General features: G+C 45.7%; 17 protein-coding genes. 2 read left to right on the top strand and 15 right to left on the bottom strand.

The genetic code is table 11. The features are described from left to right. Nucleotides 1-92: 92 nt before the first annotated feature. The 4 genes from KSZ58_RS05920 to hpf all read right to left on the bottom strand — a co-directional run bounded on the left by KSZ58_RS05920 (nucleotide 93) and on the right by hpf (nucleotide 3,660). Nucleotides 93-1,784 (bottom strand): ABC transporter ATP-binding protein, encoded by a 1,692-nt coding sequence (locus KSZ58_RS05920; RefSeq protein ID WP_008819477.1) that lies wholly within the window; start codon nucleotides 1,782-1,784, stop codon nucleotides 93-95. Further along, entirely contained in the window at nucleotides 1,777-2,502 is a 726-nt protein-coding gene (locus tag KSZ58_RS05915) for a hypothetical protein (RefSeq protein WP_217752636.1), read from the bottom strand. Before KSZ58_RS05915 ends, KSZ58_RS05920 begins: the two co-directional genes overlap by 8 nt. Continuing rightward, nucleotides 2,418-2,651, bottom strand: coding sequence for a helix-turn-helix domain-containing protein (locus tag KSZ58_RS05910; protein ID WP_138921621.1), 234 nt, complete (start codon nucleotides 2,649-2,651; stop codon nucleotides 2,418-2,420). The genes KSZ58_RS05915 and KSZ58_RS05910 overlap by 85 nt, the downstream gene beginning before the upstream one ends. 472 nt (nucleotides 2,652-3,123) lie before the next feature. Next, the gene (gene hpf / locus KSZ58_RS05905) at nucleotides 3,124-3,660 is read right to left on the bottom strand and encodes a ribosome hibernation-promoting factor, HPF/YfiA family (protein WP_002608556.1); all 537 of its coding nucleotides are present in this window, start codon (nucleotides 3,658-3,660) and stop codon (nucleotides 3,124-3,126) included. A 202-nt stretch (nucleotides 3,661-3,862) separates the two neighbouring features. Between hpf and KSZ58_RS05900 the strand changes: the two genes are divergently transcribed. Beyond that, nucleotides 3,863-4,282, top strand: a complete 420-nt coding sequence (locus KSZ58_RS05900; RefSeq protein WP_008819479.1) for a DUF1893 domain-containing protein — start codon at nucleotides 3,863-3,865, stop codon at nucleotides 4,280-4,282. Nucleotides 4,283-4,660: 378 nt separating this feature from the next. Here the strand turns inward: KSZ58_RS05900 and KSZ58_RS23365 are convergent, their stop codons facing one another. The 7 genes from KSZ58_RS23365 to KSZ58_RS05875 form a co-directional block, all read right to left on the bottom strand. Next, a complete protein-coding gene (locus tag KSZ58_RS23365) occupies nucleotides 4,661-8,131 on the bottom strand; it encodes a SpaA isopeptide-forming pilin-related protein (protein WP_233104353.1) in 3,471 nt (1,156 codons plus the stop codon). Nucleotides 8,132-8,208: 77 nt separating this feature from the next. Beyond that, nucleotides 8,209-8,763 (bottom strand): hypothetical protein, encoded by a 555-nt coding sequence (locus KSZ58_RS22610; protein ID WP_233104354.1) that lies wholly within the window; start codon nucleotides 8,761-8,763, stop codon nucleotides 8,209-8,211. Next, on the bottom strand, nucleotides 8,747-8,896 hold the full coding sequence (locus KSZ58_RS22605; RefSeq protein ID WP_009269341.1) for a hypothetical protein: 150 nt from the start codon (nucleotides 8,894-8,896) through the stop codon (nucleotides 8,747-8,749). Before KSZ58_RS22605 ends, KSZ58_RS22610 begins: the two co-directional genes overlap by 17 nt. A 289-nt stretch (nucleotides 8,897-9,185) precedes the next feature. Beyond that, the gene (locus KSZ58_RS05890; RefSeq protein ID WP_009269342.1) at nucleotides 9,186-10,115 is read right to left on the bottom strand and encodes a dipeptidase; all 930 of its coding nucleotides are present in this window, start codon (nucleotides 10,113-10,115) and stop codon (nucleotides 9,186-9,188) included. Between the two features lie 112 nt (nucleotides 10,116-10,227). Next, nucleotides 10,228-11,202: a zinc dependent phospholipase C family protein gene (locus KSZ58_RS05885; protein ID WP_021420260.1), complete on the bottom strand. Its 975-nt coding sequence runs from the start codon at nucleotides 11,200-11,202 to the stop codon at nucleotides 10,228-10,230. Nucleotides 11,203-11,300: 98 nt separating this feature from the next. After that, nucleotides 11,301-13,154 (bottom strand): ATP-dependent zinc metalloprotease FtsH, encoded by a 1,854-nt coding sequence (gene ftsH / locus KSZ58_RS05880; protein WP_002608551.1) that lies wholly within the window; start codon nucleotides 13,152-13,154, stop codon nucleotides 11,301-11,303. Continuing rightward, complete coding sequence (locus KSZ58_RS05875) at nucleotides 13,147-13,428, bottom strand: hypothetical protein (protein ID WP_224727321.1); 282 nt, start codon at nucleotides 13,426-13,428, stop codon at nucleotides 13,147-13,149. The genes ftsH and KSZ58_RS05875 overlap by 8 nt, the downstream gene beginning before the upstream one ends. Nucleotides 13,429-13,799: 371 nt before the next feature. Here KSZ58_RS05875 and KSZ58_RS05870 point away from each other — a divergent pair, with 371 nt between their 5' ends. Continuing rightward, nucleotides 13,800-14,918, top strand: a complete 1,119-nt coding sequence (locus tag KSZ58_RS05870; RefSeq protein WP_224727320.1) for a hypothetical protein — start codon at nucleotides 13,800-13,802, stop codon at nucleotides 14,916-14,918. Between the two features lie 78 nt (nucleotides 14,919-14,996). Here the strand turns inward: KSZ58_RS05870 and KSZ58_RS05865 are convergent, their stop codons facing one another. From KSZ58_RS05865 to KSZ58_RS05850, 4 genes are all read right to left on the bottom strand, one after another. Further along, entirely contained in the window at nucleotides 14,997-15,797 is an 801-nt protein-coding gene (locus tag KSZ58_RS05865) for an LrgB family protein (RefSeq protein WP_254884705.1), read from the bottom strand. After that, the gene (locus KSZ58_RS05860) at nucleotides 15,695-16,048 is read right to left on the bottom strand and encodes a CidA/LrgA family protein (RefSeq protein ID WP_009269344.1); all 354 of its coding nucleotides are present in this window, start codon (nucleotides 16,046-16,048) and stop codon (nucleotides 15,695-15,697) included. The genes KSZ58_RS05865 and KSZ58_RS05860 overlap by 103 nt, the downstream gene beginning before the upstream one ends. Then, nucleotides 16,045-17,928 carry a YgiQ family radical SAM protein gene (locus KSZ58_RS05855; RefSeq protein ID WP_009269345.1) on the bottom strand — a complete coding sequence of 628 codons (1,884 nt, stop codon included), beginning with the start codon at nucleotides 17,926-17,928 and terminating at the stop codon, nucleotides 16,045-16,047. The genes KSZ58_RS05860 and KSZ58_RS05855 overlap by 4 nt, the downstream gene beginning before the upstream one ends. 976 nt (nucleotides 17,929-18,904) lie before the next feature. Beyond that, nucleotides 18,905-19,825, bottom strand: a complete 921-nt coding sequence (locus KSZ58_RS05850; protein ID WP_008819488.1) for a CorA family divalent cation transporter — start codon at nucleotides 19,823-19,825, stop codon at nucleotides 18,905-18,907. Between the last annotated feature and the right edge of the window lie 317 nt (nucleotides 19,826-20,142).

The following is a 20,142-nucleotide window of genomic DNA, read 5'->3' as shown; positions in this document are numbered from 1 at the left end:
AATAATAGCAAATTTTCTTTCGGATTTCAACTATTTTTTGCTTTTTTATGTAAAACGCACGAAAGAACCTCTATAAGAGATCCTTTTTCATATCAGACACTTAGACGATACAGGGAATAGAAGCATCCCTTTCTTGCATACAGCTCCTCAAATGTTCCTGCTTCCTCAATTCGTCCATCCTTCATAACGAGAATCTCATCGTATTGCTTCAGAATATCGGCATGCAGCTTATGGGTAACCACGATTGCGGTTACATCGTCAAGGTGCAGGATTGACTCCTCTACATAACGGGCGGTTGCAGTATCCAGTGCCGCCGTTGCTTCATCCATCATAAGGATTTGTGCATTGCGAATGAAACCGCGTGCTATACTGATGCGCTGCTTTTCCCCACCGGATAGCAGACAGCCGTTCTCTCCGCACAGATACTCGGCACCCTTTTCACGTACAAATGCATCCAGACCACTGCGCTTTAGGGCATGTTCACAGACTGCCGGAGGAAAGCTTTGAAACATTGTAATATTATCCAGGAGTGTTGCATTGAATACAAAAACATTCTGCTCCACCATGGATACCAGACGATAGAGACTTTCTCTGCTTAATGCATTGAGCTCTACTTCATCCAGAAAAATTTTTCCCTCATAGCCTCGATCATATCCCAGCAACAGCTGCAGCAGAGTGGATTTCCCGCTTCCGCTCGCTCCAACAACAGCATATCGCTTTCCCTTTTCGAAACGAATGTTGATATCAGACAAAACCTTTTTCCCTTCCTCATATGAGAAACTCACATGCTCCAATGCTACAGCCTGCCGAAACTTTGTTACTGTTTTCTCAGGAAGCGATTCCTCCTTCACATGCAAAGCAGCTTCCCCTTTTTCCATGAGGGCGGCACTGGCCTTTCTTGTTGAGTACAGTGCAGGGAGCTTTTCAATCGGCAGTGTAATATAATTCAGCAGCTGGACGAATGCAATCACCGTCCCTGCAGTAATTCTGCCTTGGATACACAACCAGGCACCTAGACCGAAAACGACCAGATTCACTAGAAATCCGGATATCTGCGACAGCAGCATCAGTATGGAAATCAGATCCCTGCGACGTTTTTTGGATTTCTCCAGCGCTGCATTTTCCTGCTCAAAAGCATCGAGCACTACAGCTTCCGCCTGAAAGCTTTTGATTACCGTAAAACCACTGAACAAATCCTTCAGCAGAGCAATGAAGTCCGCATGGTGCTTCGATGTACAACACTCTGCTCTTTGCAAAGCGCCGGAAAAGAATACGGAAACCAGCAGCGGCACCATACTTGCCAGAATCACACAGATTGTTAAATAGCTGTCCAGATACAGCATAGAGCCAAGACCTGCAGCAAGCATCATCCCATACGTGCAGATTTCAAAAATTGCCTCGAGATTATTTTTTTCGATCACCGTCGCATCATTGCTCAATGCGGACATGCATTGTGCAACTGCTTCCTTTTGAAAGGACGAAATACTACGCTGCAGCAGCCCTTTAAAAAGTATATGCTTGTACTGACGCATTCCACGACAGATAAAGCGGTTGGTAAATATAAAGCTGATGACATCCACAAGCACCATTGCAAGCAAAAGCAGAACAAACATTTTGAGCATACGGTAAAGAGCATCCATGGAACCGCTGATTGATATATCAACAAATTCACGCAGTAAAAAGGCAACCCCTACAGCAACTCCTGCATTACCAATCGAGCCCAGCAAGGCAAGGATAAAATTCAGCCGATTCTTTTTGTATACCGCAGATTTGATGCTATTCATGGGACACCTCCCCATTCAATATAGGAAGCTCACGATCCATGGCGAAGTATCCGTATAATATACCTGACTGTATGTAGGCGGCCATAAACAGCAGCATGGGCAGAAAGCCCGGCTTTTCACTGAGTACATAAATCGGCTCCAAGCCCTTTTCCTTCTCAAGCTGAATTTCATGAACAATCTGCCGTTTTTTTAAATCTTGTAAAATCTGTGCGGCATCAGCTTCTTCAATGCTCAGCTTTTTCGCAAGCCCTTTTACCTGAAAGCCTCTTCCCTGCGGACATTTTGATAGCTGATACAGCATCGCAAAGCAATGCGGTTTATCCAAAAAGGCCAGCAGCTCCTCAAATTCCTCCTGTGCGGGAAGTGCATGTAAAAAACCACAGGACGGCTGCGGTACATATAAAAAATAATGAAATTCCTCATTCAGACGCATGCAGGAATATACATCATCATGCAAAACCTGATACAGCAGGGGCTCTGCGCCCTCCTGCATCATAAAGTTTTCCTGATCGGGAAGTGCCTCATGATGCGGAATCTTACCGATTGCATTTTCCATCATATAGCAGATTTCAAACGCAAGCTCCAGCTGCTTGCTTCGCTTTAGCCCCTTCAGCTTCTGAAAGACAAGATCACTTAGTCTTTCCGGCTCCTGTTTTCCTCTTCCAAACAAATAATCAATTGAAACATTGAAATAATCTGCCAGCCGCGGTAACAGCATGGCATCCGGTGTTCCGCCGCATTCCCGCTCTGCGCGCCTTTGGTGCATTTGGATACTGCCTGTGTCGATACCTGCATAGCCTTGGCCAGCTCCTCCTGTGTAATTCCTCTTTGCTTTCGCAGTGTCTGAATTCTGCCTCCAAGCGTCATCTCCATATGATCACAACCTTTCTACATTCCCATTATAAATAAAATGCCAGTTGATAACAATGGATAGAAAGCGGATGAAATCAACCCAAAGTTGTAAAAGAGTTTACATTATCACAAACTGTCAAAGCCGGCTTACATCTTGATTTTATATTTTTGTTGCGTATCATAGCTTATCAATCGATTTATGCAGAGCTCACATCTACCCTATCCGCTGTACATTATATGTGTTACACACTTTCTCTATCGTGTAATTGTCTCTTTCTTAAAGCTGTAGGTAGCGGTTCCTCCCGTGAATACCGCTGAACAGTGATAATGATAACACCGTCAGCATCTCACTCGCTGATCCGGTACGTTTACAATTGAAAGCCTCATCGTGTGAAATGCATTTTGATACAATAGTGAATTATGTGTATAATCTCCTTCAGCATAGAAACAGGCGATGCGCTGGTAGCACATCGCCTTTTGATTTCTATTATTCTGTTTCAATCAATCCGTAACCGCCGTCATGACGCTTATAGACAACCGCAATTTCCTTGGTTTCATCATCACGGTAAATGAAGAAGCTGTGGTTCAGCATTTCCATACGCATGATTGCCTCATCCAGCTCCATGGTATCCGGAACCAGTGATTTTGTACGAACCAGTTCATTATCGGTATCGTCAAATTCTTCCTCAATTTCCTCTTCTTCAATGAACGCATATGCCAGTTTCTCTTTATTTTTTCTTGTCAGTCTTGTTTTCTGACGACGAATCTGATCCTCTAATTTATCAATCGCCAAATCGATAGCTGCATATAAATCGTCCTGTACAACCTCTGCACGCAATACTGCAAATTTTGTAGGGATCGTAACCTCGATTTTCTGTTTATTCGGATACACCCGCACCACCACATTAGCGACTACGTTTTCATCAATTATGAAATACTTTTCGAGATGGTTTAATTTCTTCTCGATTTTTTCAGCAATCGCTGGAGTTACTGTAATGTTTTTTCCGTAGATCTGGACTTTCATATAAAATCCCTCCTTGTTTGTATATCTTTATTATACGCAAAAAAATTAGATTTAACAGGCTTACATTTTCCATGGATTTGTGATAGACTAGTATTGTAAGGGCGATGATGCATATCGTCTTTTTTCATACAGTTTCATTTTCACGATTTTATTGAAAAAGCAAGGAAAATGACCTGTTTTTTTACAACAAAAGGAGAAAATCATGGATGAACTCATTAGAATTCTGAAAGCGGAGGAGCTTACCTGTGTCGTATTGCAGAAGCAGCGGCTGTACAAGGAACATGCGAACGGCATCCTTCCCATCCTGCATTTGCTGGATCAGGGACATCTGCAGGGTGCCCAGCTGGTTGACAAAGTTATTGGCAAAGCAGCAGCGCTGTTAATGGTCCGCGGAGACGTACATCAGGTACATGCCTGTGTCATTTCCTCGCATGCCCTGGAAATTTTCCAGCTGTACAACATACCAGTAACCTATGACGAACAGGTTCCCTATATCATCAACCGTACCAAAACCGGTATGTGTCCGATGGAAGCGTGTGTTATGGATGTGAATGATCCGGCAGCTGCGCAGCGATTGCTTAATGCAAAGGTGAAAAGCATGAAAGCAGAGCAGCACGCATAATATTCAAGCAGGAAGGAAAGGGAGATATCGCATCCGTTGATTTACATCAACAGAAGAATCTCCCTTTTTTTATATTTCCATAAAGATTACATCATCAGACATATACTCTGTTTTCCTTTATAAGAGAGATGTCTGCTGCTTCATTGAAGCAGGAAACGCTGAATAACCATATCCGTTTCATTCCCGAAGCTACTGCAATCGCTCGTTTCAGATGCATGAATCTAAATTATCTCATTTTGCGGCAGTCATATGCAGATTGCTGCGTCGTTCCTCTGTGGAAATCATCAATCTAAATACTATAACAGCGCTGATTGATTCCGTATCATAGTTTCCTCTTTTTTGATGCTGGTGATAGTTCGTGTGGTTGCAGGATATAATCTAGCTTTTTTTCCGCATCCCATACAGTTTGATGATTCCCAGCACGGCAAGAGATACAGAAGCAGTCAAAAGCCATAATGTCATATGCGTGCTGTCATAGGTTTCAGCTGTCGCCTTTTTCTTTTCATGCTTTACTGCTCCTTTGTTCTTATCCCCTGTTTGCTGCTCCTTTATCTTTACCGGCTCTTTCTCAGGAAGTGTTTCCTTCTCTTCTGTATCCGATGTTGCATCTTCCTGTGATTCATCCGGTGCAATCGGCTGTTGTGGTGTTTCCTCCTGTGATGTCGTATTTGAAAACAGCGGTGTATCTGATTTGTAGAATTTCCCGTCCTTTTCCCATACAACACTCTCCACTGTAAGAAGACCATCCTTCTCAATGACGGTGATGATAACGGTGTACAAGCCCTCATCGTATCGAATCGTATCCACAGCATTGGTCATCTGTGTAATTTGATAGGTGTAAACACCCGGAATGCTGAATTTCAATTCCTTTAATTTAATCACACTGCCATCATTTTTCACTGTCTGCAGCACTACCCCCATCTCATCCTTCAGCTGAAACCGGAACTGTCCGTTCTGCGGCTTTTGTCCATCTAATGAAATATGTACATTCATCTGATAATATACAGGCGATAACACCTTGTTTCGAATATTGGTAAAGACCGCTTCCTGCAGCACGTCTGCTTTGATCGTTCCTTTATCATTCTGTTTTTCAATCTGATACCCCAATTCCTGATATTCCTGTTCCTCAATCGTATAATCTGTATCCTTCGGCAGATTCACCAGCTGTATACTCTGCCCTCCGCATAAGGTAAATTCCGCTTTACCATCCGTAAAGACAAGCGTGCCGTCTTTTTTTCCTCCCTCTCCAAGATAGGCTACTTCCTTGTTTAGCTTACCTGCCTGAATTCTGAATTTGAATTCCATATCAGAATCAGTATCATTTCCTTTCAGCTCCTTGCGTATCTTTAAATCACCGCTCGTTCCCTCCTGTGTATTGACCAGGGTTAGCGTGTTTTTACTTCCATTGATCTTTGTAAGAACGGATGCATCTTCCTTTATGACCTCAATCTGATAAACAACCGGTGACAGCCGGTAATTATCAGGTGCTTTTGTCTCTTTCATATAATAGCTTCCAATCGGCAGACCCCGGATTGTCAAAACACCACTCACCGGGGTGACTCCCTTTCGAATGACAGCATCATTTTCCTTACTGAATACGGTAAATTCCGCTCCTTCCAAAGGAATATTTTTCTCATTGACCTTGGTGATTTCCAGCCAGCCGCTGCGCTGCATTGTAGATTGGGCATCTGAGCGATAAACCTGGTCATTCACGGTAACTCCGGATTCTTCTGTATGACCGGAAGCAAGGATAGCGTGATTGGATAGCGTACTTTGATAATCCCCTGTTATATCGGTCAGATAAATCAGCTGATAGACTTTCTGTTCATCAGGGATTGTAAAATACAAGGTTCTGTTTACAGGATTATGTCGTATGTATTTTGCTATATCCTTCAGTGGTTTCCCTGCCTTCAGGGTACCGTCTGCTTCCATATCCAGCTCTTGTATGGCTATGTTTTGTTCATCCATATCCAGAGCTCCATCAGATTTCATCCGCAGCTCGATTCCCTCAGACAAGGTATCCTGAATAAGCGCATTCCCATATTTCTGCATATAGGGATTGTAGGTGATTTTCCATTGCAGAATTCCATTGTCAGGTCGCTGCTTTGTTTTGGATATTGTGGTGCTTTTTATCTGTATGCTTTGCTTTACATGCTTTTCCGCAGTCATATGCTCTGCGGTCAGGGAAGCAGCATTCTCAAGACTAATCTTTTGATTCTTATCGAAATATCCCTTTGCCGTCTGCTCATTTGGTCCTGCCTTCAACAGGATCACATATGGCTTCTGCAATGAGGAAAAGGTGAATGCAGCTTCTCCTGCTTTCGTGAAATCACTGGTAATATAATCCGGTTCAACAAGTGTTTTCACCGTAACCTTTCCGTTCGCGGATACCCCTTCATATATCAAAAACTTTTTATCCGCTGTGATATTCTGAAACTCCCATCCCTTCGGAAGGATATCCTTCACGGTAATGTCTCCCAGTTGTTCGCCGTCGACAGTTGTTACATCATTGGTCATATCCTTCAAATCGCTTGCATTGACCTGAAGGCGGAAAACTGCAGAGCCATCTTTATAATTATACAGCTTATCAGCAGCTGAGGCCTGTTTATTAACATTGTCAGCATTCGTCAGATCCTTTGCACCATCCACAGCTGTCAAAGCATCCTTTAACAGTATGGTATTCGGACAGCTGACAGTTGCATTTGCCTGATTCACAAGTTTATTGCCACTATAAAGAAAAGCTGTATTTTTCACACTGTTTCCGCTCTGATTATCATTACTCAAATAAATATTCGGATTGGTAATCTGGGATTTATAAGAAAAGCTCTGATTATGTTTATCCACAGCCAGCCCGTTAACATCCGTCCCTGTGACGACCAGAACATCCGCAATCACCGTACCATTCTTTTTGATATGATGAAGTGTAGGAACAGCAGCACTGTCAGCTTCCGTAGCAAAGGAATCCTTTACATACCGCTGATTACAGCTGGGAGTCAAGCTCTTTACAACCTCTTTGCTTACTGTCGTTAAGTCTGTTCCAGTATTGTCTGTGATTTCATAAGCATCATCCCAGGTAAAGGATGCATCATACACAAGCAGCTCCAGCACACGTAAATCATCATTCACATCGGACTGCTCCACGTTCACATTCCAGGTCGCCGTATGTGCAGACGCATCATAGGCTCCTTTCGTCTTGGTGATCGGATTGAATCCGATGCTGCTGTAGACAGAATTGCTGCCAACTCCTGTATTCCCTTCCCAGCTGAGTGTTGCTTTATTATTTACCGATACCACGGTATGCTCTATTTCCGATTTATCCTTGAGCTGTGCCGTGATTGTCAGTCGAACCTTGGCATTTATAGTACCAATTTCATATTTTCCATCCGCCGGTTCATTGGAAAAAGAAGCAGATCCTGCGTCCCAGGAGGTTCCATTATATATCTCCAAAGCTGCAGACTGCCAGTTCAATTTACTATCCAGCTTGTCCGTAATGACTGCATTCGCTAACGATGCAGCAGGCTGATTTGCTGTAATCGTCCATGATATCGTTCCATCCTTATGGTTAATTCCATTCAATTCCTTTTTTATCCAGGTTCCATCATAGTTCACACTGGCACTGGATGTACTGACCTGCTCCTTATCCTTTAGGATGACAGCGATATTTCTTATCGTTTTTTCGCTGTTTGCATAATAAATAGCATCCGGGATTTCCGTTTTGAAAAACACATAGCAAATCCCTTTTGCCGATTCCGGAAATGTGTGCTGCAGCAGTGAAGCTTCATAGGAAACCTCTTTTTCTACAGCATCACTGCCATCCTCTGCCGTTCCGATTTTAAAGGATCTGTCCACATAGCTTCCAACGCTTTTCAGATTATCCTGAAATACATAGCCGCCAAAATCTGCAGCTGCTCCTGCCTGTTGCGCATCTATTTTGACCTTCCAGCTGACAAACTTTCCTTCAACAGCTCCGCTTTTTTCCTAGTCATAATAACAGGCGGTTCCGGCACCTTTACAGAAAAGCTTTTTCCCAAAATGGTTACAGCATGTTCTCCAGGCTTGGCGCCATCTCCTATACCGTTATATTCCAGAGTTGTTGAGAATTTACAATTGACATTTGACCAGGCGCCTCCCCCGGCTATGGGCTGTCCATCAAACACCTCATCATCACCGTCAAAAACGATATGGGCATATACTTTATTCGCATCAGTGTCTGTAACAATGCGAAGCGATCCGATTTTAACTTCTCTGCTGCCGCCGTTTTCCTCAACCTTTCTTGTCAGAGCAAAGCTTGGAGAAGCGGTATCTGCCAGCTTATACTTCGTTGCAAGCTCAATTACAGCAGTATCTCCTTTTCTTACATAAGAATCCTCTTCTGTCAATCCGTCTCCTAAAACGGGCACCTTAAAATTAACAGATACAGATACCGGATCGGTATCTGTCAACATCCTGTTTTCCACAACATCCTTATGATTTTGTTTCAATATACGCTTCCTTAACTGTCAGTAAAGCACTGACATCCCTGCTGTTTTCCGCATGCAGCGGCATATCTGTCATTTGAAACAAAAGTGTAAATACTACGAAAAATGCCATCAGACGTTTCATACCTCTAACCATAACCATCATCCTCCTGAAATCCCTTATCCCGCCATTTTCACGATTTCCATCATTCCCTTTGCATAATGTTAAACGGCATTCCAACCGCAAATACAATATTTTACAAAAGTCGTGTTTATTATACTTTTTCTCTTATATAAAAACAAGTACCATTACGAGCAAGCATGGTATTTATCGTGTTATTCTTATGTGATGCAAACCTTGCATACAATGAGAAACAAAGGACTTCAAGCAGTTAAAAGGATAAAAAAAAGCGCTCAGGGGCGCCCAAAACTTTTTTTAACTTTCTTTACAAAACCTCTTTCAGCTTACGCAGAGCATTCTCACTGGCAATCAATCTTACCTCTTCCTCACTGAAATTCCGGGTCAGCATTCCCTCAATCAAACGCTGGCTCTTTGAACAATCCTCCAGATTTTTTGTATGCAGCTCCTCACAGCCCTCATAGAAATCCATATAATCAAGCCCCAGTGCCAGTGCTTCGATTCCTGCCAGCTGCTTTATATAGTGCATATGAGCAACCAGATGAGGGATATCGCGTTTTTCAGGACGCTCATGGACAAACGCCGGTGCACTGTTCATACCGATGATTCCACCCCGCTTTGCGATAGCGATAATCTGATCGTCCCAAAGATTCCGGGGATGATCACACAACGCTCTCGCATTGGAATGCGTGGCGATAACGCGTGCTGAGGGATGTGCCATAATATCCCAGAAGGTTCGCTCATTGGCATGGGATACATCCACCAGCATATTGCAGTCAATCATTGCCTGCAGTGCCTCTTCCCCAAGCGGATGAAGGCCATGCTCCGGATTCCCCTTTACGCCGGTTGCCAGCAGATTTTCCTCGTTCCAGCAAAAGGAGGCAATGCGTACACCCTGCGCATACAGCCACTCGATTTTTTCTCTGGCATGCTCCTTGATACCGCACATTCCCTCCACAGTCAGTATTGCCTTGATATGTCCGTTTTCCGTTAAATCCTCCCCGCAAAGCACCAAATCGATCATCTCGCAATGCTCGATTTCCTTTTTCAGTGACAAAACCATATCCTGCATATAGTCCCACGTTTCACTTCCCTCAAAAAAGGATGCCATACCGATATAAGAAACCTCACCCTCTAAAAACTTCTGCAGATGAAAGCGGTTCAGTATATCTGTTTCCGTGTGCTTCTTCTGCATGACATCGTATCCGATGTCCGCATGCAAATCAAACAGCTTCATAGTACATTCTCCTCTCTTCCTTCAGTATATGCACAATCTTTGACAGCTCTCCTATAGAAAAGAGCATGTCGTATGTATAGCACCATGGACATGCCCCTTACCAGCAATTACATCAGTCATAGATAATATCGAAATACTTCATATCCCGCTTGCCGTCCATTCCGGTATCGTAGGCGGCATCCTGCAGAAGCTCGAGCACAGATTGACTGTCAGCTCCGTATTCTATACAGCCGTATGCCTTGTCAACCACACGAACAGCCGTTTCAATTGCCTCGTTGAACATATCAATAAAAGAAGCGTTGGATGTGATCGTATCATCACACGGATGCTTCCAGATCGCATGCTCTTCGTTCAATACATCATAGCGCTCATCCACAGACGGACGGACAACGTTGCCGCTGACAGCCCAGGGCTTGCGTGCAAGCGTCTCAAAGCCCTTTAACAGCGGATATTTAATATTTGCAGGATCATACAGCAGCTTCTGTACATCATACCAGGAGTTCAGGGTTTCCCTGATATCGTGTACCTTAACCTCATGGTGATAAACCTTGCGTGCAGCTGGTACGTATATGCGGGCGATCGCCTTCAGAATATCCTCATCATATGCACAGATTTCATAGCACGGATAATCCCGGATACTCAAGCCGCGGTATTTTTTCAGCATCATGGTATCCATCATAGACTCAAAGCGGTGATGCAGACCTGCACTGACACCCCGGCAGTTCCCTGTACGATAGAAAATATAGGGATGTGTCGTCTTATCCAGCGCCCAGTGACACAGGTGACCAAACAGATAAACACTCATCAGCTCCTTTACATCCTCATGCTTCTGTGCACGGATGCATTCGATTGCTGTTTCATAAAACGCATTGATACCATGTGCATGCATGGCACTGCCCAGCCTGTTCAGCGCATGACTTTTATAGGATTCCCATGGCTTGATATGAGAAAAGAACAGGAAATCAGGACCATTGCTGCCGATGTAGAATATCTGCGGATGACGCTCTATCATGGAACGGATATCGTGCTTGGTCATGCTCTTCAGCACTTCTTCCGCAAAAATCTTATGTGTAATAATATTTGGCATAGAACCCTCCTTGTGCTTGCTTCACGTATTTACATACTCTATTATAGCACAGCACGCCTTTCATAACGCAAAAGAAAGCGCTGCTTTTCGCTTTCTTTCTACAAATTCTGTGCTGTTTCGAGCTGAGGAACGCGATTGACGATTTCCATAAACTGCTCTCCTGTTATCGTTTCACGCTCATACAGGAATTTTGCCAGCTCATGCAGCTTCTCCTTGTTCTCCTCCAGAATGCGGCGTGCTTCCTCATAGGCCTGCTGTATCAGCCTGACGACCTCTTCATCGACACGGGTTGCTGTCTGATCGCTGCAGGCAAGCGAGGTATCGCCGCCCAGATATTTATTATTCACGGTTTCCAGTGCTGTCATCCCGAAGGTTTCACTCATTCCCAGACGCGTAATCATGCTTCTGGCAATCTTGGTTGCCTGCTCGATATCATTGCTGGCTCCACTGGTGATGGAATGGAACACCAGATCCTCTGCAGCACGTCCGCCGCAGCAGGTCATGATTTTGGTGAATGCCTCCTCCTTGGTAATCAGGTTGCTTTCCTCCTCCGGAACCTGCAGGGTATAGCCAAGTGCACCGCTTGTTCGCGGTACGATCGTGATTTTCGTTACCGGCATACTGTTTTTCGCTTTGGCCGCAACCAGTGCGTGGCCGATTTCATGATAGGATACAATCAGCTTTTCCTTGGTTGATATGACAGCGTTTTTACGTTCATATCCGGCGATCACCGTTTCCACGCTGTCCTCCAAATCCTTTTGGATGACCTGTGTCCGGTTATCCTTGACCGCAAGCAGGGCAGCTTCATTGATAATATTGGCCAGCTCCGCACCGCTCGCACCGGCAGTCGCTCTTGCGATTGCACGAAAGTCAATATTCTTGCCCATGCGAACATCCTTGGCGTGTACCTGCAAAATGGCCTGACGCCCGGCAAGATCCGGTAAATCCACCGGTATGCGCCGGTCAAAGCGTCCCGGACGAAGCAGTGCCTGATCCAGAGATTCCGGGCGATTGGTAGCAGCTAGAAGGATGACGCCGGTACTTCCGTCAAAGCCGTCCATTTCCGCCAGCAGCTGATTCAGCGTCTGTTCCCGTTCATCATTACCACCCACACCTGCACCATCCCGCTTCTTTCCTATGGTGTCGATTTCATCAATAAACACGATACACGGTGCCTTTTCTCTGGCTTGTTTGAACAGATCACGGACTCTGGCAGCTCCGCGCCCGACAAACATCTCGACAAATTCCGAACCGCTGATTGAGAAAAACGGTACATTTGCTTCCCCTGCCACCGCTTTCGCAAGCAGTGTCTTCCCGGTACCCGGAGGCCCGACAAGCAGAGCTCCCTTTGGCATCTGTGCACCGATCTGGGTATAGCGCTGGGGACTTTTGAGAAATTCCACCATTTCCTGCAGCGCAGCCTTGGCTTCCTCCTGTCCAGCCACATCCAGAAAGGTTTTCCCTGTCTGTGATTTTACATATATTTTCGCATCGCTCTTTCCAAAGCCGCCTAAGCCGCCTCCCCCAAAGCTCATGGCATCACCGCCCATTTTCTTCTGCATCTTCTTAAACATGTGGTTACCGAACCAGAACAGCAGAATAATCGGCAGGATACCCGTTATCAGGAAGGACAGCCAGGGATTCATTTCCTTCGTGTGTACTCTTGTAAAGGTTGCCCCGGCATCATACAGCCGCTGAGACAGCGCGGTATCCGTTTCCATCGTTTCCGTCTGATAAATCGTCTTTTCATCCTTTTTCAGCGTATAGCTGATGCTTTGATCACCGATTTCCACCTTGTCGATCTTTTTCTGTTCTGTCTGTTTAATAAAGGTATTGTAGCTGACATCCTTGATTCGACTCTGTTCCATTGCGGAAAACAGCATATTTCCCGCAACAATGACAATCAGTATCAGCAGATAATAAAAATATAAGGGTTTCTTTTGTTTATTCATGTTTGCACCTCCTGATGCAGGACCGCGGCAGCCGCCAGGAATCCGCAATTCCGTAATCCGGCGTTCTTTGAGCTTTTGAAATAAAGAGTCTGGTGGAGCTTCCTGCCTGTTCGATAAACAAGTCGCTCAGCCTGCCGGCTGTGTCTTCTTCAAATGTAGGCTGTGTAACACCATACGCTTTATAAAAACGGATGATCGAGTGCTTCATCATCCTGTGCTTCGCCTTTTCTTTCATGCGCAGTTCCTTTGTGCACAAAGGATTTATCGTATCCATCGGACTGCTATTTTGCAGCGAAGTACATGAGCAATCACTTCCTCATTTCTTATAAAAGCACGTACCTTTGCCTTTCATATTCCCTGCATGAAACATTTACACATACTATAATACGGAAGCCCTGGATGGTCAACAGCTGTACTTTGAAATCCACAATTCCATGCAATCATCCCATAATTCACATAAAGATGTAGGCGAAACCACCATGCCGTTTCTTTGCATTCACATACCGTAAAGTAGGGGGTGATACTATCGCAACAGGTACGTTACAGATCCATGCCACCTGTGGTCTGGGACTTTTCAATATACCGAATGCCATGCTCCGCATTACAATGAAGCACAACAGCGTTCTTGTCTATGAAGATTTCTTCATGACAAAAGAGGATGGAAGAACACCTGAAATCCCATTGTATGTGGACGAAACACAGACTGCCGGATATGAAATCGATATCCGTGCAAAGCACTTCCATGCCGCTCATATCGTCCTGCACCTGTATCCGGGCGTACACAGTGAGCTCATCGTTTATATGATGCCAAAGCTGCATATACAGACTCAGCCAATGCTACAATCATTGCACAAGCTGCATGAAAAAAACAAACCGTCGTTTTCCTTTGAAGCCTTCCTGTATGCTCTGCGCTATCTGAATCCTACCTTGCCGGCGGAGCTGCTCCGTCAGCGCGCGGAGGATATCTGGATGCAGCTTTCAAGGGAGACGAATCCGGCGTTCCTGCCGCCCTGGCTTCTCCTTCATCAGCGCGTATATAAAATCGCTGAGGAGGTTTTTGAGAAGCATATGTCCTGCTCTGTGTCGATTGCTGCCTGCGGGACAGCCTCTTCCACGACACACGAGCAAGAACAGTGGCAGCGTTTTCTTCAGACCTGTGTTCCCGTATGTGCAACAGATGAGCAGGAGATAAGCGAAGCTGCGCTGTACAACCAGCTTCATATAGAAGCCGGTGGTGCAGACAGTGCCGCAGCCAAGGATAAAATTAACAGCAGGAAGCGCGCACTGCAGGCGCTTGTAAATGCTTTGCCAAAGGAGCCTGCACAGCTTCTGCCATGGGATGCATGGGAGCTGCTGCTGCAAGAGACAAATGGCAGCTATGAAATACTGAAGCTGTTTCTTGGAAAATCGCTTCTGTATGCCTGGCTCGCCCAGTGCCAAAGCAGCAGGACAGCTGCTTCCAAAGCGGAATGGCAGCAGGTATTGAAAAAGGAAGCAAAACACCTGTACCACAGCCTGCAGGATGCTGATATTCTGAAGCGTGAGCCCCCTGCCTTATGTGAACAGCTGAAGGAATCGGACATGGAGATGCTGCTAAGGAAGGTATTGAAGGCCTATGACAAGAGCCAAAGCAATGCCTCCTTTACAGAAAATGTATGTGCATTCCAAAGGCTGCTTGCACTTCCCATTGATGGCACACTGCATAATCGTGACTGCAGATTACTGCTTGAAATCAGTGAAGAGCTGAATATTCCTCCCATATAAGCATACCGATACGAAAAAGACAGGCTCGCGAACTATGCGTGTGCCTGCCTTTTATACATATGCAATGCAGTTATGGAATTATAGTAAAGCAGATACCAGACTCCATACCGGCGGTGCGAGAAAAACCGTGAGAATTCCGCATACACCGATCGCAAGAGAGCTCATTGCGCCTTCCACATGCCCGAGCTGCAAAGCCTTGCTGGTTCCGATCGCATGGGCACTGCAGCCCAGTGCAATTCCCCGCGCAATCGGATGCTCGATGCGAAAAACACGGAAAACAAATTCAGCCACAACGGCACCGATGATGCCGGTGACCAGAATAGCAAGTACGGTAATTGCCTGAATACCGCCCAGTTCAACACTCAGCTCCATGCCGATCGGCGTTGTAATGGATTTCGGCACGAGACTGGCGATGATGGCAGGCTCCATCTGTACAAGCCAGGCACACAGCAGCGTGGATACCAGTCCGACAGCAATTCCGCAGACGATCCCTACCATGATCGGAACAAAATAGTTTTTCAGGCTGTGCACCTGCTGATACAGCGGAACAGCCAGAACCACGGTGGCAGGACCAAGAAACAAGGAAATGATATCACCACCCAGCTGATACGTTTCCAGCCCGATTCCACTCAGCATGAGCACAGCGATGACCATCATGATGGCGGTAAGCAGCGGATTGAGGAAAATCAGCTTTGTCTTCTTTTGCAGTAAGAGTCCTGCCTCAAAGGCTGCCAGCGAAAGCAGGATGCCGAACATCGGATTTTTCAGCAGCTCTTTCATGGCTTTGATTTCCTTTCCATCATATGCTGGATGATACGCCCGCTGCAGCCCATCGTGATGATCGTTGTCACAAGACAGATGACCATCATCCAGATCCATAAGCCCTTCATCGCAGAAAAGCTGGCCATCAGCGCCACACCGGCAGGAAGGAAGAAAAACGGCAGATGTCCCAGTAGAAAATCGGAAACCGTCGCAATCTGCTCCAGCTCAACAATATGCAGCTGCAGCAGCACAAACAGCAGAATCATACCGACCAGACTTCCGGGAAGCGGCAGGGACAACGTCGTACTGATCAGCTCTCCGACATAATACAGTCCGAAGATCACGAGCACCTCACGAAAGATTTTCATGAGCGGTTCCCCCTTCGCTGCGGTTTCGAAGCTTTATTTGCATAGGACTTTCTGTGCTGCTCCTTCTGTCTTCCTCCTGCAAACTTATTTCCGGTATGCCCCTTGCGATACGGTATCAGACATTTCGGTGAATTCCCCACCAGATCCATACGGCCGGCTGTCTTCAGCGCCTTGTAGACAAGATCATAATTTTGCGGATAGGTAAACTGCATCAGTGCCCGCTGCATCGCTTTTTCCTCATAGGTTCGTGCAACATAAACCGGACGCATCGTCTTCGGATCCAGACCGGTATAATACATACAGGTTGCCGGTGTCCCCGGAGTCGGATAGAAATCCTGAACCTGCTTCGGCGTATAGTGGATTTTTTTCAGATAGCAGGCAAGCTCGATCGCCGCCTGCAGATCACTGCCGGGATGAGAGCTCATAAGATAGGGAACAATGAACTGATTCCTGTTGAACTGCTCATTCTTCTGCTTGAATTTATCCACAAATTTCAGATACAGCTCTTTTCTCGGCTTCCCCATTTTATCCAGCACTGCCGCATTGATATGCTCAGGAGCGACCTTCAGCTGACCGCTGATATGATGCTGTACAAGCTCATCGAAGAACTCATCATTTTTATCATACATCAGGTAATCATAGCGGATACCGGAACGGATAAACACCTTTTTCACTCTTGGCAGTGCGCGCACTGTCCGAAGAATTTCCAGATAGCGGCTGTGATCCACCTTCAGATTTGCACAGCCCTTGGGAAACAGACACTCCCGATTCTTACACGCGCCGTATTCCCGCTGCTTATCGCAGGCTTCTCTTGAAAAATTGGCAGTCGGTCCTCCGACATCATGAATATAGCCCTTGAAATTCGGCATTTCCGTAATACGCTTCGCTTCATCGACGATGGAATCCCTGCTTCTTGTGGAAATCACGCGTCCCTGATGATGCGTAATTGCACAGAAAGCGCAGGAGCCGAAACAGCCGCGGTTGCTGACAATGGAAAACTGTACCTCTTCAATCGCAGGAATATATGTATAGCGAGGATGATAGGTGCGCTCGTAGGGCAGCGAATAGGTGAAATCCATTTCCTCCTGCGTCAGCGGCAGCGGAGGCTGATTCTGTACGACATACCAGCCGTCATATGGCTCCACCAGCACACTGGCTGCGATGGCATCAATGTTTTCATGCTGTATGTGAAAGCTCTTTGCATACGTATGCTTATCTGCACACACCGCTTCATAGGAGGGCAGCAGCACATAATCGCTCAGGTATTCCAGAGCTTTGGTTTTCCAGCAGGTTCCCCGGATATAGCAGAGATCCTCTGCCCGCAATCCGCTGTTTAATGCATCGGCAACCTCGATGATGGTGTTTTCTCCCATCCCATACATCAATAAATCAGCCTGTGAATCGATGAGGATGCTTCTGCGCACCTTATCATCCCAGTAATCATAATGGGAAAGACGCCGCAGACTTGCCTCAATACCGCCAATCAGAACCGGCTTATGCGGAAACAGACGCTTTAATATCTGCGTATAGACAATGGTCGGGCGATCCGGCCGCTTTCCCATAACTCCCTCATCACTGTAGGAATCCTTATCTCTTCTTCGCTTATTGACAGAATAATGATTCACCATGGAATCAATATTTCCGGCAGATACAAGAAACCCCAGACGCGGCTCACCGAATTGTGTAAATTCCTCATCGTTGTGCCAGTCGGGCTGCGGCAGAATAGCACAGCTGTAGCCGTATGCCTGCAATGTTCTCGTTATAATTGCACAGCCGAAGGACGGATGATCCACATAGGCATCTCCGCTCACATAAACAAAATCAACACTCTCGAATCCCTGCTCCAGCATTTCCTCTCTGGTCGTTGGTAAAAAAGCCATAGCAATACACACTCCTCACTTGCGCTATAATCTTACCATACTTTTCCGGCTTCTCCCATCGGATTTTACGTGTTTTTGATGATGTTTTTTAAGATAGCCCTTACACTTGCCTGTCCCAGAGATAAGACAGGATGCTAATCCCGTCTGGCTGCCTGCATGGCTTCTTAAAGGGACTAAAAAAAGACGGTCGAGGAAACCGCCTTTCAGAAAAGAAGTCAGATGATAGTATTGGTTGTAAAGTTATAGAGGATACAATACAGCAGCACGTGAGAAAGGAACGCTCTGCAGTCTTGTTAGTTTTATCTAACTTCTCCTATAGAATACACCATGTGTTAGCCTTTGTCAACTTTTATTTTAAAAATTACACCACCTCTTCCGGTAAGCAGGCGTATCTATCTTACAATGAAATATAGAGTCCTGCGTCCAAAAGACAGTTCACGAGTCTAGTTAAGCATTTGATTGGGCGTTGCATTGTGGATTTCACCATTTGAATTCCACGTCTTCCAGATAAAAGGACGGTCGAGGAACCGTCCTTTATAAATAGAAGTCAGAGCTGATTATCATTGGGTTGTAAAGTTATAGAGGAAAAAGAATACAGTACGTGAGAAGGAATGTACCACAATCTTGTTATATTTGTCTAACTTCTCCTTTAGTATATGCAATTTGTTAGCCTTTGTCAACTTATTTCCGCTATTTTTTACACATTCCTTCCTATGTTTCGTTACCATTCACCGCTTTATATCTTTAAAACAGCTTGAATAAGGGCGAAAACAAATATATGCGTGGCAGTAATTTCTATATCGTTGTTTCTACCGATGTCCCACAAGGTCTATAACAGACAACCGATGAGTATCCATGACCTGTCCTCTGCAAAGCCTGTCTAAATCCTTACACATACCGCTCCATCTCATACGTTTCCCCTATGCAATACAGCCAGAGTGACGCGCATACGCTATCCGTGAAGTCTTCCTCCCTCTTATTTTCGTATCCGTTTTCGGTAAATAGACCATACACAGATACCGATGGAAACAAGAGAAAGAATGATGACAAAGGGATATCCATACCTCCAATGCAGCTCCGGCATTCCTGTGAAATTCATGCCATACCAGCCGACAATCAGTGTCAGCGGAAGGAAAATCACCGTAACGATCGTAAATATATACATCATGCGATTCAAGCGGATATCCACCTGCGCCTGATAGGATTCACGAACCTGCACACTGTAATCGCGCAGGGTGCGGGTATGCTGTCCCAGTCGTTCCACCCGATCGGAACAGATGCGAAGATGGTGCAGCTGCTCTCGGGCAAACAGGTCGTTTTCATCCTCCAGCAGCTCCTCGCATACATCGCTGAACTGCTCATCATATTGCAGCAGGTAGCGAATCCTGTTTCGGATTCCGGTAATCCGCTGATTGAAATTTTGCAGATTATCATTCAGAACATCATTATCCAGCTCCTCAATCAAATCCTCGAGCTGATCGTGCTCCTCCTTATGCTTCTTCAAAAGGAATTCAAAGAACAGCGAAAGAATATGCTCAGCACTGAGCTGTGCTGCCGGAAGCTGCTGAAGCAGCCGAAAAAAATCCAGCAGCTGATCCGTATTCTCACTGATTAGAATCACTTCCCTTTGCCGGCAGTATAAACCAATACCTGCTGCGGCTTCCTTACGGACTTTCAGCGGATGTACAAAGCCAAAGCAGTAGCCGTAATAGCTGTCCAGCTTATGCAGCGTGCGGCTTTGATCCATGTGATTCAGCTCCACAAGGGTCCCCGGTGAAAACCCGAAGGCTTCTACCAGACCCTTCCATTCCTCCAGCCTGTATATGCCAAACAGAAATTGACCTTCCATTGCTTTCTGTGGGGAAGTCTTTTGCTTCCGGTAAAGATCATACAGCATATGCTCACTTCCTTTTGCTTATTGTACCACAGCTTTGGCGGAATTTGAAAGAGTATCCCTGTGACCCTTACCCGCCTTTGTCCGGATGATTCCAGCATTCATAGGAAACAAGGCTCTTATGTCCATGGGAGTCCCTGCTTCTGCAGGTGATACATCTGCCTGAAGTTACGGCAGTACCGCCCGTATTCACTGTGCAGCTGTACTGACAGCTCTTTGATGAACCCCCTTATGAACAGCACAGGCAGTCTTCACCCGCTGTACAGCCTTTGTCAAAGAAACTGCAGTGGCAGAAAGACTGCTGACAAAAAAATTCACCA

It is taken from the genome of Erysipelatoclostridium sp. DFI.2.3 (assembly GCF_019132535.1).
Taxonomy (GTDB): domain Bacteria; phylum Bacillota_I; class Bacilli_A; order Erysipelotrichales; family Erysipelotrichaceae; genus Clostridium_AQ; species Clostridium_AQ innocuum.
This window is presented reverse-complemented; position numbering and strand designations above follow the sequence as displayed.

Bases quoted from the DNA above. Each gene is read 5' to 3' on its own strand.
- KSZ58_RS05920 (WP_008819477.1), bottom strand. From the start codon at position 1,784: ATGAATAGCATCAAATCTGCGGTATACAAAAAGAATCGGCTGAATTTT.
- KSZ58_RS05915 (WP_217752636.1), bottom strand. From the start codon at position 2,502: ATGCTGTTACCGCGGCTGGCAGATTATTTCAATGTTTCAATTGATTAT.
- KSZ58_RS05910 (WP_138921621.1), bottom strand. From the start codon at position 2,651: ATGACGCTTGGAGGCAGAATTCAGACACTGCGAAAGCAAAGAGGAATT.
- hpf (WP_002608556.1), bottom strand. From the start codon at position 3,660: ATGAAAGTCCAGATCTACGGAAAAAACATTACAGTAACTCCAGCGATT.
- KSZ58_RS05900 (WP_008819479.1), top strand. From the start codon at position 3,863: ATGGATGAACTCATTAGAATTCTGAAAGCGGAGGAGCTTACCTGTGTC.
- KSZ58_RS22605 (WP_009269341.1), bottom strand. From the start codon at position 8,896: ATGGTTAGAGGTATGAAACGTCTGATGGCATTTTTCGTAGTATTTACA.
- KSZ58_RS05890 (WP_009269342.1), bottom strand. From the start codon at position 10,115: ATGAAGCTGTTTGATTTGCATGCGGACATCGGATACGATGTCATGCAG.
- KSZ58_RS05885 (WP_021420260.1), bottom strand. From the start codon at position 11,202: ATGCCAAATATTATTACACATAAGATTTTTGCGGAAGAAGTGCTGAAG.
- ftsH (WP_002608551.1), bottom strand. From the start codon at position 13,154: ATGAATAAACAAAAGAAACCCTTATATTTTTATTATCTGCTGATACTG.
- KSZ58_RS05875 (WP_224727321.1), bottom strand. From the start codon at position 13,428: ATGGATACGATAAATCCTTTGTGCACAAAGGAACTGCGCATGAAAGAA.
- KSZ58_RS05870 (WP_224727320.1), top strand. From the start codon at position 13,800: ATGACAAAAGAGGATGGAAGAACACCTGAAATCCCATTGTATGTGGAC.
- KSZ58_RS05865 (WP_254884705.1), bottom strand. From the start codon at position 15,797: ATGGATCTGGATGATGGTCATCTGTCTTGTGACAACGATCATCACGAT.
- KSZ58_RS05860 (WP_009269344.1), bottom strand. From the start codon at position 16,048: ATGAAAATCTTTCGTGAGGTGCTCGTGATCTTCGGACTGTATTATGTC.
- KSZ58_RS05855 (WP_009269345.1), bottom strand. From the start codon at position 17,928: ATGGCTTTTTTACCAACGACCAGAGAGGAAATGCTGGAGCAGGGATTC.
- KSZ58_RS05850 (WP_008819488.1), bottom strand. From the start codon at position 19,825: ATGCTGTATGATCTTTACCGGAAGCAAAAGACTTCCCCACAGAAAGCA.